Below are 18135 nucleotides of genomic sequence, written 5' to 3'. Positions count from 1 at the left end.
ACCCGTGCCTGAACAGGCGGTCAAAGCCGGGTCCCTCACACCGGTCGACACGTCGACCGGAGGGGCCGGGCAGGGGCCGGAACCCTGCGGAGACTACCCCCGCCCGCGCCCTCGGCACAGCTCCTCCGCTGTCCCGTACGGCGACCGATAGCGTGCGGGACGGCGCCAACGATGGTGCCGCGACACAGAGGAGTGCACGTGCGCATCGGCATCCAGGCCAGCTACAGCGGTGGCTTCCAGGAGACGGCGGCGGAGATCCGCGACCTCGAGTCGGCGGGGCTCGACGTCGCCGCCGTCGCCGAGGTCTACACCTTCGACGCGGTCAGCCAGATCGGCTACCTGGCCGCCGTGACGGAGCGGGTCGAGCTGCTCAGCGCCATCCTGCCCATCTACAGCCGCACGCCGGCGCTGACCGCCATGACGGCGGCCGGGCTCGACTTCGTCTCCGGTGGGCGCTTCACCCTCGGGCTGGGGGCGTCGGGGCCGCAGGTGATCGAGGGCTGGCACGGCGTCGCCTACGACGCCCCGCTGCAGCGCACCCGCGAGGTGGTCGAGATCTGCCGCCAGGTTTGGCGCCGGGAGCGCCTGGACCACCAGGGCAAGAAGTACACGGTGCCGCTGCCGGCCGACCAGGGCACCGGGCTCGGCAAGCCGCTCAAGCTGATCAACACCCCGGTGCGCGAGCGCGTCCCGGTGATGCTGGCCGCCCTGGGCCCCAAGAACGTGGAGCTGGCCGCCGAGATCGCCGAGGCGTGGGAGCCCATCTTCTTCGTCCCGGAGAAGGCTGCCTCGGTCTGGGGGGACTCTCTCGCGGCCGGCAAGGCCAAGCGGGACGCCGCCCTCGGTGAGCTGCAGATCGTCACCGGGGTGCCCGTGGCGATCGGCGAGGACGTCGAGAAGCTGCTCGACTACGTGCGCCCCTCCCTCGCCCTGTACATCGGCGGCATGGGAGCGCGCGGCAAGAACTTCTACAACGACCTCGCCGTCCGGTACGGCTACGAGGCCGAGGCGAAGACGATCCAGGACCTCTACCTGGACGGCCGGAAGGACGAGGCCGCCGCCGCGGTGCCCGACGAGCTGGTGCGCGCGTCGTCGCTCATCGGCCCGGAGGGGTACGTGGCCGAGCGGATCGCCGCGTTCGCCGAGGCCGGCGTCACGACGCTGATGCTCCAGCCGCTCGACGACAGCCGCGAGGCCCGCCTGCGCACCGTGGAGACGATGAAGCGCCTCGCTGCGTGATCTGTCGTCCTCCGGACGACACCGCGGCCAGGCGCCGTCCCGGCCGTCCTCCCTCACCGCAGCGCGTCCTCCCCCACCGCCTGCCCCCAGGGAGGACACGCGACGATCAGGTCACCTGATCCCGGCGCGGGGGGCGGGGATGCGAAAGGGCCCCGCAGGTCTGACGACCTGCGGGGCCCTTTCGTCACTGCCTACCGGGGGTCAGCCCCGCCAGTCGTACTCCTCGAGGCGGACGGCCTCTCCGGTGCCCTGACCGAAGACGTCCGGGCTGTAGTACTGCCCGTCCTCGTAGCCGGCCATGGTGTAGACGGCGGCGCGCGCCTCCTCGGTCGGCTCGACCGTGATGTTCCGGTAGCGGCTGATGCCCGTACCCGCCGGGATCAGCTTTCCGATGATCACGTTCTCCTTGAGGCCGAGCAGGCTGTCGCTCTTGCCCTGGATCGCGGCGTCGGTGAGCACCTTGGTCGTCTCCTGGAAGGAGGCGGCCGACAGCCACGACTCGGTCGCGAGCGAGGCCTTGGTGATGCCCATGAGGACCGGACGCGCCGAGGCCGGCTCGCCGCCCTCGGCGACGACGCGGCGGTTCTCGGTCTCGAAGATCGTCCGCTCCACCAGCGCACCCGGCAGGAACTCCGTGGCGCCCGAGTCGATGATGGTCACCCGCTTCAGCATCTGCCGGATGATCACCTCGATGTGCTTGTCGTGGATCGACACACCCTGCGACCGGTAGACCTCCTGGACCTCGCGGACCAGGTGCAGCTGCACCTCGCGCGGGCCCATGATCCGCAGCACCTCGTGCGGGTCGACCGCACCCTCGGTGAGCTGCTCGCCGACCTCGACGTGGGCGCCGTCCTCGACCCGCAGCCGCGAGCGCCGCGACAGCTTGTCGTAGACGACCTCGTCGGAGCCGTCGTCCGGGGTGATGGTGAGCTTGCGGAACTGCTCGCCGTCCTCGATCCGGACCGTGCCGGCCAGCTCGGCGATCGGGGCCTTGCCCTTGGGGACACGGGCCTCGAAGAGCTCCACCACACGCGGCAGACCGTGGGTGATGTCCTCACCCGCGACACCACCGGTGTGGAAGGTGCGCATCGTCAGCTGGGTGCCGGGCTCACCGATCGACTGGGCGGCGATGATGCCGACCGCCTCGCCGACGTCCACCAGCTTGCCGGTCGCGAGCGACCGGCCGTAGCAGGTGGCGCACGTGCCGAGCAGCGACTCGCAGGTCAGGACGCAGCGGACCTTGACCTCCGCGACACCGGCGTCGATCAGCGTCTGGATCAGCACGTCGCCCAGGTCGGCGTTCGCCGGGGCGATGACCGTGCCGTCCTCGGCCACCACGTCGGCGGACAGGGCGCGGGCGTAGACGCTGGTCTCCACGTGCGGGTCACGGGTGACCACGCCGTCGACCAGCGTGCCGATCGGCATGAGGACGCCGCGGTCGGTCCCGCAGTCCTCCTCGCGGATGATGACGTCCTGCGAGACGTCCACCAGACGACGGGTGAGGTACCCGGAGTCGGCGGTCCGCAGCGCCGTGTCGGCCAGGCCCTTGCGGGCACCGTGCGTGGAGATGAAGTACTCCAGCACCGACAGACCCTCCCGGAAGTTGGCCTTGATGGGCCGCGGGATGATCTCGCCCTTGGGGTTGGCGACCAGACCGCGCATACCGGCGATCTGGCTGATCTGCATCATGTTGCCTCGGGCGCCCGAGTTGACCATGACCCAGACCGGGTTGGTGGTCGGGAAGTTGTCCACCATCGCCTGGCTGACCTCGGCCCGCGCGCGGGTCCAGATCTCGATCAGCTCGCCACGACGCTCGGCGTCGGTGATGACGCCCCGCTCGTACTGCTTCTCGATCTTGGCCGCCTCGGCCTCGTGCCGGTCGAGGATCTCCTGCTTGACCGGCGGCGTGACGACGTCGTCGATGGCGATGGTGACGCCCGACCGCGTGGCCCAGCGGAACCCGGCCGCCTTGAGGGCGTCCAGCGTCGCCGCGACCTGCACCTTGGGGTAGCGCTCGGCGAGGTCGTTGACGATCGCCCCGAGCTCCTTCTTCGGCACCTGGTAGTTGACGAAGCGGTAGTCCTCGGGCAGGGCCTCGTTGAACAGCACGCGGCCCAGGCTGGTCTCGACGACCGCGGGCTGACCCGGCGTCCAGTCCTCCGGCTGCTCCCACGGCTCGTTGACCTTGCCGTTGTCGACGCCGAAGACCTCGTCCAGGCGGATGTAGGCCCGCTCCTGCAGCCCCAGGGCACCCAGGTCGTAGGCCATGACGGCCTCGGAGGCCGAGGAGAACGCCGCCGGCCGGCCACCGTCGGCCTCGTGCCGCGAGGGCACCAGGGTCGTCAGGTGGTAGAGGCCCAGCACCATGTCCTGGGTCGGCGCGGTGATCGGACGACCGTCGGCCGGGCTCAGGATGTTGTTCGAGCTCAGCATCAGGATCCGGGCCTCGGCCTGGGCCTCGGCCGACAGCGGCAGGTGCACCGCCATCTGGTCACCGTCGAAGTCCGCGTTGAACGCCGTGCAGACCAGCGGGTGGATCTGGATGGCCTTGCCCTCGACCAGCTGCGGCTCGAAGGCCTGGATGCCCAGGCGGTGCAGCGTAGGCGCCCGGTTGAGCAGCACCGGGTGCTCGGTGATGACCTCTTCCAGCACGTCCCAGACGACGGGGCGGGCGCGCTCGACCATCCGCTTGGCGGACTTGATGTTCTGCGCGTGGTTGAGGTCGACCAGCCGCTTCATGACGAAGGGCTTGAAGAGCTCCAAGGCCATCTGCTTGGGCAGTCCGCACTGGTGCAGCTTCAGCTGCGGCCCGACGACGATGACCGAACGGCCGGAGTAGTCGACGCGCTTGCCCAGCAGGTTCTGACGGAACCGGCCCTGCTTGCCCTTGAGCAGGTCGCTCAGGGACTTCAGGGGACGGTTGCCCGGGCCGGTGACCGGCCGGCCGCGACGGCCGTTGTCGAACAGCGCGTCCACGGATTCCTGGAGCATCCGCTTCTCGTTGTTCACGATGATCTCGGGCGCGCCGAGGTCGAGCAGACGCTTCAGCCGGTTGTTCCGGTTGATCACGCGGCGGTACAGGTCGTTCATGTCGCTGGTGGCGAAGCGGCCACCGTCGAGCTGGACCATCGGGCGCAGGTCCGGCGGGATGACCGGGACGCAGTCCAGCACCATGCCCATGGGCGAGTTGCGGGTCTGCTGGAACGCCGCGACCACCTTGAGCCGCTTGAGCGCGCGCAGCTTGCGCTGCCCCTTGCCGCTGCGGATGGTCTCGCGCAGGGAGGCGGCCTCGGCGTCGAGGTCGAAGCCGGACAGCAGCTTCTGCAGCGCCGCTGCGCCCATGCCGCCCTCGAAGTACTCGCCGAAGCGGTCCCGCAGCTCGCGGTAGAGGCCCTCGTCGGCGATGAGCTGCTTGACCTCGAGCTTGCGGAAGGTGTCCATCACCTCGTCGAGGCGGTCGATCTCCCGCTGCGCGCGGTCGCGCAGCTGGCGCATCTCGCGCTCGCCGCCCTCGCGCACCTTGCGGCGCACGTCGGACTTGGCACCCTCGGCCTCGAGCTCGGCGAGGTCGGCCTCCAGCTTCTGCTGGCGGGCCTCGACGTCGGCGTCGCGCCGGTTCTCGAGGTTGGACTTCTCGGCGCTGATCTCGGCCTCGATGGTCGGGAGGTCGCGGTGGCGCGCCTCGTCGTCGACCGAGGTGATCATGTAGGCCGCGAAGTAGATGATCTTCTCGAGGTCCTTGGGCGCCAGGTCGAGCAGGTAGCCCAGGCGGGACGGCACACCCTTGAAGAACCAGATGTGGGTGACCGGCGCGGCCAGCTCGATGTGGCCCATCCGCTCACGACGCACCTTGGCGCGGGTGACCTCGACGCCGCAGCGCTCGCAGATGATGCCCTTGAACCGGACGCGCTTGTACTTGCCGCAGTAGCACTCCCAGTCCCGGGTGGGACCGAAGATCTTCTCGCAGAAGAGACCGTCCTTCTCCGGACGCAGGGTCCGGTAGTTGATGGTCTCGGGCTTCTTCACCTCACCGTGGCTCCACTGGCGGATGTCGTCGCCGGTGGCCAGCCCGATGCGGAGCTCGTCGAAGAAGTTGACGTCGAGCAAGGTGTGACCCCTTTCAGGGGATCGTTACTGCACATTCTGGAAATGTTGTGGCTGGAAGGCCCCCTCCCCGGGTCCCACCCCGAGCGTGCGAGGGGTGGGGAGGGAGGGGGTCCTTTCTCAGACGTCTTCGACGGACGACGGCTCGCGGCGGGACAGGTCGATGCCCAGCTCCTCCGCGGCCCGGAAGACCTCGTCGTCGGTGTCGCGCAGCTCGATCGCCTGCCCGTCGCCGGAGAGCACCTCGACGTTGAGGCAGAGCGACTGCAGCTCCTTGAGCAACACCTTGAACGACTCCGGGATGCCCGGCTCGGGGATGTTCTCGCCCTTGACGATCGCCTCGTACACCTTGACCCGGCCGAGGATGTCGTCGGACTTGATGGTGAGCAGCTCCTGCAGCGCGTAGGCCGCGCCGTAGGCCTGCATCGCCCAGCACTCCATCTCGCCGAAGCGCTGACCACCGAACTGCGCCTTACCACCCAGCGGCTGCTGCGTGATCATCGAGTACGGGCCGGTCGAGCGGGCGTGGATCTTGTCGTCGACCAGGTGCAGCAGCTTCAGGATGTAGACGTAGCCGACGGCGATCGGCTCGGGGAAGGGCTCCCCGGAGCGACCGTCGAACAGCCGCGCCTTGCCGGTCGGCGCCACCATCCGCTTGCCGTCGCGGTTCGGGATCGTCGAGCCCAGCAGGCCGATGATCTCGTCCTCCTTGGCGCCGTCGAAGACCGGCGTCGCGGTCCGGGTGCCCGGGGCCGCGGCCTTGGCGGCCTCGGGCAGGCTCTTCGCCCAGTCCGGGTCGCCGTCGACCTCCCAGCCCTGCTTGGCGATCCACCCGAGGTGCATCTCGAGCACCTGGCCGACGTTCATGCGGCCCGGCACGCCGAGCGGGTTGAGGACGATGTCGACCGGGGTGCCGTCCTCGAGGAAGGGCATGTCCTCCTGCGGCAGGATCTTCGAGATGACGCCCTTGTTGCCGTGGCGCCCGGCGAGCTTGTCGCCGTCGGAGATCTTGCGCATCTGGGCGACGTAGACCCGGATCAGCTCGTTGACGCCGGCGGGCAGCTCGTCGCCGTCCTCACGGGAGAACACCCGGACGCCGATGACCTTGCCGGACTCGCCGTGCTTCACCTTGAGCGAGGTGTCGCGGACCTCACGGGCCTTCTCGCCGAAGATCGCGCGCAGCAGGCGCTCCTCGGGGGTCAGCTCGGTCTCGCCCTTGGGCGTGACCTTCCCGACCAGGATGTCGCCGGGGACGACCTCGGCACCGATGCGGATGATGCCGCGCTCGTCGAGGTCGGCCAGCACGTCCTCGGAGACGTTCGGGATGTCCCGGGTGATCTCCTCGGCGCCCAGCTTGGTGTCGCGGGCGTCGACCTCGAACTCCTCGATGTGGATCGAGGACAGGACGTCGTCCTGCACGAGGCGCTGCGACAGGATGATCGCGTCCTCGTAGTTGTGGCCCTCCCACGACATGAAGGCGACGAGCAGGTTCTTGCCCAGCGCCATCTCGCCCTGGTCGGTGCAGGGACCGTCGGCGATGACCTGGCCGACCTCGACCCGCTGGCCCTCGTCGACCCGCGGGGTCTGGTTGACCGAGGTGCCCTGGTTCGAGCGGCGGAACTTCAGCAGCCGGTAGGTCTGCCGGGTCCCGTCGTCGGCCATGACGGTGATGTAGTCCGCGGTGGAGTCCTCGACCACACCCGCCTTCTCGGCCACGACCACGTCACCGGCGTCGACGGCGGCACGCAGCTCCATGCCGGTGCCGACCAGCGGGGCCTCGCTGCGCAGCAGCGGCACCGCCTGACGCTGCATGTTGGCGCCCATGAGCGCGCGGTTGGCGTCGTCGTGCTCGAGGAACGGGATCATCGCCGTCGCGACCGAGGTCATCTGCCGCGGGGAGACGTCCATGTAGTCGACCTGCTCGGGCGACAGGTAGTCGACCTCGCCGCCCTTGGTGCGGACCAGGACCCGCTCCTCGGCGAGGCGGCCCTGCGCGTCGAGCGGGCTGTTGGCCTGCGCGACGACGAAGCGGTCCTCCTCGTCGGCGGTCAGGTAGTCGATCTGCGTCGTGACCTGGCCGTTCTCGACCTTGCGGTACGGCGTCTCGATGAAGCCGAACGCGTTCACGCGGCCGAACGAGGACAGCGATCCGATCAGGCCGATGTTCGGGCCTTCCGGCGTCTCGATCGGGCACATGCGGCCGTAGTGGCTCGGGTGGACGTCGCGGACCTCCATGCCGGCCCGCTCACGGGACAGACCACCCGGTCCCAGCGCCGAGAGGCGGCGCTTGTGGGTCAGGCCCGCGAGCGGGTTGGTCTGGTCCATGAACTGGGACAGCTGGCTGGTGCCGAAGAACTCCTTGATGGAGGCGACGACCGGCCGGATGTTGATCAGGGTCTGCGGCGTGATCGCCTCGACGTCCTGGGTCGTCATCCGCTCGCGGACCACGCGCTCCATGCGGGAGAGGCCGACCCGGATCTGGTTCTGGATCAGCTCGCCGACGGTGCGCAGGCGGCGGTTGCCGAAGTGGTCGATGTCGTCGACGCCGTGGTCGGGCTCGCCGGCGTGGAGGCGCACGACGTACTCGATGGTGGCGACGATGTCGTCCTCGGTCAGCGTGCTGGTGCTCTGCGGCACCTCGACGCCCAGCTTCTTGTTGACCTTGTACCGGCCGACCTTCGCCAGGTCGTAGCGCTTCGGGTTGAAGAACAGGTTCTCCAGAAGCGCCTGCGCCGACTCACGCGTCGGCGGCTCGCCCGGCCGCAGCTTGCGGTAGATGTCGAGCAGGGCCTCGTCCTGCCCGGCGATGTGGTCCTTCTCCAGGGTGGCGAGGACGGTCGGCGACCACTGGAAGTGCTCGCGGATGCGGTCCTCGGTCCAGCCGAGCGCCTTGAGCAGCACGGTGACCGGCTGGCGCCGCTTGCGGTCGATGCGGACGCCCACGGTGTCGCGCTTGTCGACGTCGAACTCCAGCCACGCGCCCCGGCTGGGGATGACCTTGGCGCTGAAGACGTCCTTGTCCGACGTCTTGTCCAGGGTCTTGTCGAAGTAGACGCCGGGGCTGCGGACCAGCTGGGAGACGACGACGCGCTCGGTCCCGTTGATGACGAACGTGCCCTTGTTCGTCATGATCGGGAAGTCGCCCATGAACACCGTCTGGCTCTTGATCTCGCCGGTGGTGTTGTTCATGAACTCGGCGGTGACGAACAGCGGCGCCGCGTAGGTCATGTCCTTGTCCTTGCACTCCTCGAGGGACGCCTTGACGTCCTCGAAGCGCGGGTTGGAGAAGGACAGCGACATGGAGCCGCTGAAGTCCTCGATCGGGGAGATCTCCTCGAGGATCTCGGCGAGGCCGCCGACGGCGTCGGCCTGCTCCTCGGGCGAGAGCGTGGCCCGCCACTCGGGGCTGCCCACGAGCCAGTCGAACGACGCGGTCTGGAGCGCGAGGAGGTCCGGGACCGCGAGGGGCTCGGAGATCTTGGCGAACGAGACCCGCAGCGGCGCGCCGGGGATCTTCTGCTGGTCGGCCTCGCCGGTGCGGGGACCGCTCTGCGGGGCCGGGGTGGTCTGGGTGGTGCCGGACTCGGTGGTGCCGGGGGTGATGCTGGTGGGGCGAGAGCCTGCCAAGATGCGTCCTTCCAAGGACCTCACGACGTGCGGGCGGTGGGCTGCGGGGTCGTCCTGGGTCGTCGTCGGTAATGGCGAGGCTGTCCGCGACGGCCGCGAGAGCCCGCCGGACAGGTCAGCACGGGAGCTGCCCGGGGGATTCCCGGGCACCCGTCGTGACCCGTCTGGGCGGGCAGGCAGTCAGAGGGCAGCGCAACAGGAGACCCTACCCCTGCTGAAGCGCTAAGTCCACGTCGGGGGTACCGGTGCGAGCGGTGCCACATCCGCGGGTCGCGCAGCCGGCAGGGCCGACGGGGTGTGCGCCGGATCCATCATGACAGCGGACGCACCGCGGTGGTACCGCCACGCCGAGCGGCGACCGCCGGACCGGCCCCTCCGGCAGGGTCCTTCAGCTCGTGGTGAGCAAGGTCAGCTCGCTGATCTTCCACTCGCCGTCGACCGTCACCATGCGGACCTGGACGGTCTGCACGCAGGACTGCGCTCCCTCGGGGGTCATCTGGCACTCCGACCCCTCGGGCGGCTGCTGCTGCCCGGTGGTGACCGAGCGGACGACGTACTGGCCGAAGACGACGAGCGTCGCGGTGTCCTGCGCGTCGTTGATCTGCTGCAGCCCGACGTCGTTCACCTCGTAGCTGGTGGTCGCCGACACCTGCTCGTAGGTGTCGATGATCCCGCCCTGGGACAGGTCCCGCTCGTACTGCTCGCGCAGCTCGCCCGTGAGCACCGCGAGCTTGCCCTGGACGCTGCCCTCCGAGTCCTCGTAGTCGTAGGCGTAGAGCGCCCGCACGCCGTGGCCGGCCGCGTCGATCACCGCGGTCTGGACGTAGCCGGGGTCCAGCCGCTCCCGCAGGAGGAGACCGGTGCCGACGGCGGCCAGCAGGCAGAGCACTGCGAGCACGGCCACCAGCGCCCGGCCCGGACGCCGGCGGCCGGCGGACGACGCGTCGGCGGCCGGCGCGCTGCCGCGGGCCGCGTGGCGCCGGGCGGAGCCCGCCCGCCGGGCGGCACGACCGGCCGTGTCCGCCGGGCCGGTGGCCGTGTCCGCCGGGCCGGTGGCCGTGTCCGCATGGTCGGTTGCGGGGGGCGCGCCGGCCGGACCGGCCGGCGGGGCGCCGTCCTCCCGCTCGCGCCGGCTACCGGCGACCCGGGGGCGGGGGCTGGGCCGGGCCGCGGGCCTGGGGCGTGCCGTGGGCCGCGGCCGCTCCTCCGGTGTCTGGCTCATCGCGACCTCACCCTCCCCGGATCGCGGACAGCAGCCACCGGCCGTCGACCTTCGTCAGCTCGACCTCGATCCGGTAGCGCAGCAGCTGGGCCTGCTCGTCGACGTTGCTCTTCTGGGTGGACTCGATGACCAGGAGCGCGGCCGCCTCGTCCTCGTCGGCCCGGGTGACGCCGGCCCCGACGACCTCGGTGCTGACCACGGCCTCGGACTCGACGATCTGCTGGCGCCGGGCCTCGAGCTGGGCGATCGTCTCCTCGCCCAGCTCCCCGGTCGCCACCTGCTCGATCTGCCGGATGTCCTCGTCGAGCGTGACGTGGTCGAACGAGGTGAGGTCGACCACGTGCGCCCGGGCGGCCTGCAGCGCGTCGACGTAGTCGTCGGTGCGGATGGACGACGGCTCCGCCCGGGTGGACCACAGGAACGCCAGGGCGGCGACGAGCAGCACCAGGAGGCCCGCCAGCAGCGGCACGACCGGGACCGCCGGCCGGGTGGCCGCGACGCCGGACGCCGGCTCGTCGGCCTGCTGCTCCCCGGCGTCCACGTCGGCGGGCGGTGTCTCCTCGGCGACGGCGACCGGGGCGCCGCTCGCCCGGTCGCCCCGGGACGTCCGGGACCGCGCGTCACTGCTCACCCGCGCATCCTCCTCTGTCGTCTCGTGGGCCGGGCCGATGGCGCACCGTGATCGACCCGGATGGGTGGTTCACGCGCCGGTGCGGGCGAACGGGCTGGCGTTCAGCAGCTCGCCGAGGAGCTCGTCGAGGCCGGTGAGCACCGGCGGGCGCGTGCCCCCGCCGCTCTGCGTCCCCGTCCCGCCGACCCCGCCGGAGCGCCCGATGTTCTGCTCGCCCCGGATGTTCGACCCGGTCTCGTCGACGCCGTCCCCGGGGGCCGGGTCGGCCCCGTTCACGACCTCGCACCGCACCACCTCGGTGTCCAGCGCCTGCACCGCTCCGGGCCCGGAGAGGGACCCCGTCGACACGTAGCCGCTGGTGCACGCGTGCGGGTCGCCGGCGTTGAGCACGAACCCGAAGTGGGCCCGCATGGTCCCGCCGTCGTCCCGGACGACGGTGAAGCCACCGGAGACGACGTCGGGGTAGGTGACGAGCAACTGCTCCACGCCGCCCAGGCGCGGGACGGTGACCCGGTTGAGGACGTCGAGGTTGCGGATCAGCGGGCCGAGCCCGGGGCCGGCCTCCGCGACCAGGCGCTGCAGCGCGTCGCCGGCGTCCGGGGCGGTGACCAGGAGGCTGCGCAGGTCGGGGTCGCTGGAGACGAGCGTGTCGCTCACCAGCCGGAGGTCGGCGGCCCACTGCTCGATCGCCGAGCGGCTGGCCACCTGCGTCTCGAGCACCGTCCGGCCGTCGGTGATCAACCGCAGGGTCTCGGGGAGCGACTCCTGGGCCCGGGTGAGCAGGAGGTCGCCGTTGTCGATCAGCCGGCCGAGGTCGTCACCGGCTCCCGCGAAGGCCCGGCCCAGCTCGTCCACGACGATCCGCAGGTTCTCCTGGTCCAGGGAGCCGACCAGCTCGTCGACGTTCAGCAGCAGCTGCTCGACCGGCACGGGGATCGCGGTGCGCTCCTGCGGGATGACCGCGCCCTCCTCGAGGTAGGGGCCCTCGCCGTCGTCGGGCACGAGGTCGACGTACTGCTCCCCCACCGCGCTGCGGGTGGCGACCACGGCCCTGGCGTCGGCGGGGATGGGCTCGGCGCCCGGGTCGATGGTGAGCGTCACGCGCACCCCGTCGTCGACCAGTTCCATGTCGGTGACCCGGCCCACGGAGACCCCGCGGTAGGTCACCTCGGCGTTCTCGAAGATGCCGCCGGAGTCGCGGAAGTCGGCGGCCACCTCGTACCCGGTGCCGAGCACCAGCCGGTCGAGGCCGACGTAGGTGAAGCCGAGGTACGCCATCCCGAGGACGGCCACCATGGCGAACGCCGCGAGCTGCAGCTTGGTGGTCCGGGTGATCACGGCCGGCCTCCCAGCAGGTCGGGGAGGCCGGCGATGCCGCCCTGGCCGGGCACCCGGCCGACGATGCCCTCGGGCAGCAGGGCGCCCGGGCCGGCCTGCGGCGCCGGCGTCCCCGGTCCCCCGGCCGGTGCGCCGGACGCGTTCCCCGGCGGGCTGCCCGGCACGCCGCACCGCTCCCCGGTGAAGTCAGCGGGCGCGGCCTCCTCGAGGGCACCGGTGAGCGGGTCGACGAAGTAGCGGCAGAGCACCTCGGTGAGGTCCAGGTCCAGGCTGGCGGTCATGTTGGTGAACAGCCCGTAGCCCCCGGTCCGCAGGTCCTGCCGGTAGTTCAGCGCCGACAGCGAGCTGGCGGGGAACGGGTAGGTGAGCAGCAGGTCCAGCGAGCCGGCGAGGTCCGGCCCGGCCGAGGCGAGCTGGGTGAGGATCGGCTGGAGCAGCCGCAGGTCCTCCACGGTGTTCGCGCCCGCCTGGTCGATCACGCGGGTCCCCACGTCCCCGAGCCGGGCCAGGCTGTCGAGCATGGAGACCAGCAGGTCGCGCTGCTGGTTCACGACGTCCAGGCCGGGGCCGATGGTGTCCAGCGCCGTCTCGATCGTCTCGGTGCGCTGGGCCAGGCTCGCCGCCAACGCGTCGACGCTGTCCAGCGCCCGGCTGATCTCCGACCGCTGCGCGTCGAGCCCGCCGATGAAGGTGTCCAGCTGCCGCAGCGTGCTGCGGATCGCCTGCTCCCGGCCCTCCAGGGCCACACCGAGCTCCCGGGTGATCGTCTGCAGCTGGGCGAGCCCTCCCCCGTTGAGCACGAGCGAGAGGGCGCCCAGCAGCTCCTCGACCTCGACGTTGCGGTTGGTCCGGTCCAGCCCGATCCGGGCGCCGTCGGCGAGCGCGCCGCGCGGCTCCTCGTTCCCCGGGGGCGCCAGCTCGACGAACTTCTCGCCCAGCAGCGAGGTCTGCTGGACCATCGCCACCGCGTTGGCCGGCAGCTCGACGTCCCCGTTGACCGAGAGCGTCACCAGCGCGGTCCAGTCCTCCCCCAGGTCGATCTCCTCGACCCGGCCGACCGGCACGTCGGCGACGCGCACGCCCGACTGCGGCACCAGGTCCAGGACGTCGAGGAACTCCACCTGCACCGTGTAGGGCTCGTCGCCGAGGTCAGCCCCGCCGGGCAGGCCGAAGGAGTAGGCGCCGCGGAAGTCGCAGCCGGCGAGCAGCAGGACGCTCGCGGTCAGGGCGGTCGCCCGGGCGAGTGGCCGGGTCACGGCTGTCCTCCCGCGAGGTCGGGCAGGCCGATCAGCGAGCCGCCGGTGCGGCCCCCGGCTGCGCCGCCGCCGTAAAGCGCGGTCAGCAGCTCCTGCAGGTCGCTCACGCCGTCTCCGTCGAGGTCGTCCAGGGCACCGTCGGCGTCCGCGTCCCCCGACAGCAGCCGGGTGCAGATCTGCTCGATGGGCGGTAGCTGGAGGCCCTGGGTCAGCGGGTCGGTGACCACGTCGGGCACCAGGTCCAGGTCCAGCCGCAGCCGCCCGGTCGCGCCCAGGACCTGGCAGACGATGACCTCGGGGCTGGTGGCGCCCATGGAGTTGTCCCGGGTGTCCAGCGTCCCGTAGTCGGGGTTGTAGGCGTGGGACAGGTTGCCCAGCGCCGCGGGGGCGACGTCCAGCACCTCGGCCAGGGCGTCCCGCTGCTGGACCAGCGCGAGGGTCACGTCGGCCAGCCGGTCGACGTTCGTGCGCAGCAGGTCGGTGTTGTCCTGCACGAAACCGGCGACGTCGCCGAGCGCCTGCGACAGCAGCTGGATCGCGGCGGCGAGGTCCTCGCGCTCGCCCTCGAGCAGGTCGGCGACGGCGGCGAGGTTGTCGTTGAACACCCCGACCTGGTTGTCGATGGTGGCCAGCGCGCTGGTGAACCGCTGCAGGTTCTCGACCGAGTCGAAGAGCCCGTCGCGGTTCTCGGCCAGCGTCTGCACCGCCTGGGAGAAGCCGGTCAGCGTGCGATTGAGGTCGTCCCCGGTGCCCTGCAGGTTCGCCGCCCCGACGTCGATCAGGTCCGACAGGGCGCCGTCGGCGTTGGCCCCGGTGGGACCCAGCGCCGCGGAGAGCTCGTCCAGGGCGCCGTACACGGCGTCGAGCTCCACCGGCGTCGCGGTCCGCTCCAGCGGGACCTCCGCACCGTCGCGCATCGCCGGCCCGCCGTCGTACACGGGGGCGAACTGCACGTACCGGTCGGAGACCAGGGAGGGCGCGAGCACCACGGCGTTCGCGTCGGCCGGGATGTCGTAGTCGTCGTCGATCGCCATCTCGACCCGCACCCGGTCGCCCTCGGGACGCACCTCGGTGATCTCCCCGACGTCGATGCCGAGGACGCGGACGTCGCTGCCCGCGTACAGCCCGACCGCCTGCCCGAACCAGGCCGTGACCCGGTACTGGCCGGCCGGCCGGAGCACCGTCCAGCCCAGCGCGCCGACCAGCACGAGCGTGGCGGCCACCGCGACGCCGCGCTGCAGGGAGCCGCTCATCAGTTGCCCTCCTGGCAGGACACCGGCACGCCGGGGCCCCCGCACACCATGCTGCCGACCACGCCGGGCAGCAGGTTGTCCACGAAGCTGTCGAACCACCGGCCGTTGCCGAGGGTGCTGGTGAACACCCGGACGAACGGCGCCAGCCGGTCGACGGTCTGGGCGAGGTTCTCCCGGTTGCGCGCCAGGATGTCGGTCACCCGCGAGAGCTGCGCCAGCGCCGGCGTCAGCGCCTCGCGGTTGTCGGCCACCAGACCGGAGAGCTGCGTCGAGAGCTCCTGGGTGCTGGTGAGGATCGAGTCGATCAGCTGCCGCCGCTCCTGCACCGCGGTGAGCAGCGTGTTCGAGTCCAGGATCAGCCGGGTGAACTCCCCGTTCCTGTCGGCCAGCACGTCGGTCACCGTCCGCGTCGCCGAGAGCAGCTCGCGCAGCTGGGCGTCGCGGGAGGCGATGGTGTCCGACAGCCGGGCCAGCCCCTGCAGCGAGCTGCGCACCTCGTCCGGCGTCTCGGCGAAGGTCTCGGCCAGCACCTCGAACGAACCGGCCAGCTGGCCGGTGTCGAGGTCCTGCACCGTCGTCGACAGGTCGGCGAAGGCCTCGACGACGTCGTAGGGCGACGCCGTGCGGGTCAGCGGGATCCGCTCGTCGGGGTCCAGCTCGGCGGATCCGCGCGGCACGAGGGCAAGGTACTTGGCGCCGAGCACCGTCTCGATCTTGATGGCGGCCTCGGAGCGGTCGCCCACGAAGGCGTCCCGGACCCGGAACTCGACGGTGACCGCGCCGTCCTCCAGGGCCAGGCTCTCGACGGTGCCCACCTTGACGCCGGCGACCCGGACCGGGTCGTCGGGCCGCAGGCCGGCCGCCTCGGAGAACTGCGCCCGGTAGACCGTGCCGCCGCCGATGAGCGGCAGGGACTGGGCGTTGAACGCCAGCAGCACGAGCGCGGTGATCACCGTCAGGCTGACCGCGCCGATCGTCACGGGGTTGCGGCTGCGGAAGGGACGCGGTCCGCGGGCCATCAGCTGCACCCCCGCTCGCCGTTGCGCAGGCCCCCGGTGGGCACCTCGACGGCGTTCTCGGTGCCGTCGGGGTTGCTGACCGGCAGCACGACGTTGCCCGAGGCCCCGCAGAGGAAGAAGTTGAACCAGCTGCCGTTGACGGCGGTCCGGGTGATCAGGTCGAGCTTGGTGGGCGCGAGCTGGAGGAAGTCCTCGAGCACGTCCCCGCTGTCGGCCAGGGTCGTCGACAGGTCCTCCAGCGCGCGGATGTCGGCGGTGAGGGGAGCGCGGACGTCGACCAGCAGGTCGGTGGTGGACCGGGCCAGCCCGTCGATGGTCTGCAGCGAGTCGAAGATGGCCTGGCTGTCACCGGCCAGGCCGGTGACGAACTGCTGCAGGCTCACGACGAGCCCCGAGAGCTGCTCGTCGCGGGCGGCGACGCTGCCGAGCACGGTCGTGAGGTTGTCGATGACGCTGCCGATGACGGCGTCCTTGTCCGCGAGCGAGTCGGTCAGGGAGGCGACGTGCGCGAGCAGGCTCTGCACCGTCCCGCCCTCGCCCTGGAAGACCTGGATGATCTCGAAGGAGAGCCGGTTGACGTCCGCCGGCGACAGCGCCTGCAGCAGCGGCTGGAACCCGCCGAAGAGCGTGGTCAGATCCAGGGCGGGGGTGGTCTGCGCCAGCGGGATGAGCGCGTCCTCCGAGAGCACCCGGCCCGCGGAGCCGTCGCCCTCCTCCAGCGCGACGTACCGCTGACCCACGAGGTTGCGGTAGCGGATGGTCGCCTCGACCCCGGCCGGCAGCGGCACGTCGGCGCTGACCTCCAGCACCACCTCGGCGACCGGACGGTCGATCCCCTCGGCCAGCCCGATGCCGGTCACCTGGCCCACCCGGACACCGGCGATGCGCACCTCGTCGCCCTCCACGAGGCCGGCGACGTCGGTGAACTGCGCCCGGTACCGCACCTGGTCGCCGTAGCCGGCGTTGGTGATGGTGCTGATGAGCACGTAGCTGGCCAGCACGGTCACCAGCCCGAACACCAGCAGCTTGGTCAGCGGCGCGGCCAGCCCGCGCAGCGCGCCCCTCATCGCAGGGCCACCTGGGTGCCGCGGAGCAGGGGGGCCAGCGTGGAGACCGCGAGGTCGGAGACCTGCTCGGGTCCGATCCCGGTCTGGTGGGCGAGGATGCTGCGCACGAAGTCCAGCTCCGCTGTCGATCCGGCGAGGTCGTAGGGCAGGGAGTTGCCGGCCCTGGGGTTGGGGTCCCCCGCTCCCTCCGGCACGTCCTCGGGGCCGCGGCCACCGAGGCAGACGGGGTTCCCCGAGAAGGGGTTGTCCGCGGAGTCGACGCCGTCCTCCGGTGGGGTCGGGCAGTAGTACTCGCCGCGGTCGGCGGCCCGGATGAGACCGTCGATGTCGTCGAGGCCCTGGCAGTCGGGGCCGCTCCGGTCCAGGTAGGCCGGCTGGTCGCCGGGCACGTAGGGGTTGCGCGGCGGCAGGGTGACGACGATGTTCAGGTTGAGCGACGGGTCGCCGTCGGCGCCGAAGGCCTCGCTGATCATCGGGTTGAACCGGGTGAGCCCCTCCAGCAGGCACGGGTAGACCGGGGAGTACTCGGCGAAGAGGCCCAGCACCGGCCGGGACGTCTCGGCCAGCGAGATGATGGTCCGCTCGTTGGCCTCCAGGAAGCCGGCCGCCGCGTCGCCTGCGGACCGGCCCACGGTGAAGGTCCGGCGCAGCTGCTCCTGCTGGTCGACCAGGGTCGTGCTGGTCACGGCGAGGTTGTCGAGCACCGCGAGCAGGTCGTCGGCGGCGGACTCGTAGGTGTCGGCGAAGTCGGCGAGTCCCGAGATGTCGGCCTGCAGCTCCGGCAGCACGCTGTTGAGCTGCGCGGTGTACTCCCCGACCGCGGCGAGGTTGGCGCCCAGCCGGTCGCCCCGGCCGCGCAGCGCGTCGGCGACCGCGCCGAGGGTCGTGGAGAGGTCCTGCGGCTGGACGGCCTGCAGGAGCGGCAGCAGGCCGTCGATCACCCGCTGCAGCTCGATCGCGTTCTCGCTGCGGTCCTGGCCGATGACGTCGCCGTCGGCGAGCCGTTCGGCGGTGGGTCGCTCGGGAAGCTCCAGCGAGACGAACCGCTCGCCGAACAGCGTCTTGGGCAGCAGCCGGGCGGTGACGTCGGCGGGGATCTGCTCCAGGTACTCGGGCCTGATCGCGAGCTCGAGCTCGGCGCCGTCGCTGCCGGCCCGCACCTCCCGGACGTCGCCCACGATGACGCCCCGGACCTTGACGTCGGAGGCCTCCTGCAGCTGGTTGCCGGCCGTGTCCGCCAGCAGCGTCACCCGGGCCACCTCGGTGAACGCCTTCTGGTAGGCCGCCACGGCCAGGCCCAGCAGCAGCGCGAGCACCACCAGGAAGGCCAACCCCTGCAGCCGCCGACGGACGACCATACCTCTCGTTCCGCTCATGCG

General features: G+C 71.5%; 11 protein-coding genes. 1 reads left to right on the top strand and 10 read right to left on the bottom strand.

The window, feature by feature from the left end; translation table 11 throughout:
* The first annotated feature begins 198 nt into the window (after positions 1-198).
* Positions 199-1239 (top strand): LLM class F420-dependent oxidoreductase, encoded by a 1041-nt coding sequence (locus tag ACI794_RS03865; RefSeq protein WP_456602574.1) that lies wholly within the window; start codon positions 199-201, stop codon positions 1237-1239.
* Between the two features lie 201 nt (positions 1240-1440).
* Here ACI794_RS03865 and ACI794_RS03860 read toward each other — a convergent pair whose 3' ends face one another.
* The 10 genes from ACI794_RS03860 to ACI794_RS03815 all read right to left on the bottom strand — a co-directional run bounded on the left by ACI794_RS03860 (position 1441) and on the right by ACI794_RS03815 (position 18132).
* Entirely contained in the window at positions 1441-5346 is a 3906-nt protein-coding gene (locus ACI794_RS03860; RefSeq protein ID WP_456579673.1) for a DNA-directed RNA polymerase subunit beta', read from the bottom strand.
* A gap of 117 nt (positions 5347-5463) precedes the next feature.
* Positions 5464-8970 (bottom strand): DNA-directed RNA polymerase subunit beta, encoded by a 3507-nt coding sequence (gene rpoB / locus ACI794_RS03855; protein ID WP_456579674.1) that lies wholly within the window; start codon positions 8968-8970, stop codon positions 5464-5466.
* Between the two features lie 388 nt (positions 8971-9358).
* Positions 9359-9868, bottom strand: coding sequence for a hypothetical protein (locus tag ACI794_RS03850; protein ID WP_456615699.1), 510 nt, complete (start codon positions 9866-9868; stop codon positions 9359-9361).
* Positions 9869-10199: 331 nt separating this feature from the next.
* Positions 10200-10823 (bottom strand): hypothetical protein, encoded by a 624-nt coding sequence (locus ACI794_RS03845; RefSeq protein ID WP_456615698.1) that lies wholly within the window; start codon positions 10821-10823, stop codon positions 10200-10202.
* 69 nt (positions 10824-10892) lie between these two features.
* The gene (locus tag ACI794_RS03840) at positions 10893-12161 is read right to left on the bottom strand and encodes an MCE family protein (RefSeq protein WP_456602577.1); all 1269 of its coding nucleotides are present in this window, start codon (positions 12159-12161) and stop codon (positions 10893-10895) included.
* Positions 12158-13417: an MCE family protein gene (locus ACI794_RS03835; RefSeq protein WP_456615697.1), complete on the bottom strand. Its 1260-nt coding sequence runs from the start codon at positions 13415-13417 to the stop codon at positions 12158-12160. Before ACI794_RS03835 ends, ACI794_RS03840 begins: the two co-directional genes overlap by 4 nt.
* Positions 13414-14670 (bottom strand): MCE family protein, encoded by a 1257-nt coding sequence (locus tag ACI794_RS03830; RefSeq protein ID WP_456602579.1) that lies wholly within the window; start codon positions 14668-14670, stop codon positions 13414-13416. Before ACI794_RS03830 ends, ACI794_RS03835 begins: the two co-directional genes overlap by 4 nt.
* On the bottom strand, positions 14670-15689 hold the full coding sequence (locus ACI794_RS03825; RefSeq protein WP_456615696.1) for an MCE family protein: 1020 nt from the start codon (positions 15687-15689) through the stop codon (positions 14670-14672). The genes ACI794_RS03830 and ACI794_RS03825 overlap by 1 nt, the downstream gene beginning before the upstream one ends.
* Entirely contained in the window at positions 15689-16756 is a 1068-nt protein-coding gene (locus ACI794_RS03820) for an MCE family protein (protein ID WP_456602581.1), read from the bottom strand. Before ACI794_RS03820 ends, ACI794_RS03825 begins: the two co-directional genes overlap by 1 nt.
* A complete protein-coding gene (locus ACI794_RS03815; RefSeq protein WP_456602582.1) occupies positions 16753-18132 on the bottom strand; it encodes an MCE family protein in 1380 nt (459 codons plus the stop codon). Before ACI794_RS03815 ends, ACI794_RS03820 begins: the two co-directional genes overlap by 4 nt.
* Between the last annotated feature and the right edge of the window lie 3 nt (positions 18133-18135).

The organism is Blastococcus sp. SYSU DS0541, from assembly GCF_054050875.1.
Note: the sequence above shows the minus strand (reverse complement) of the source record. Positions and strands in the feature narration are given on the sequence as shown.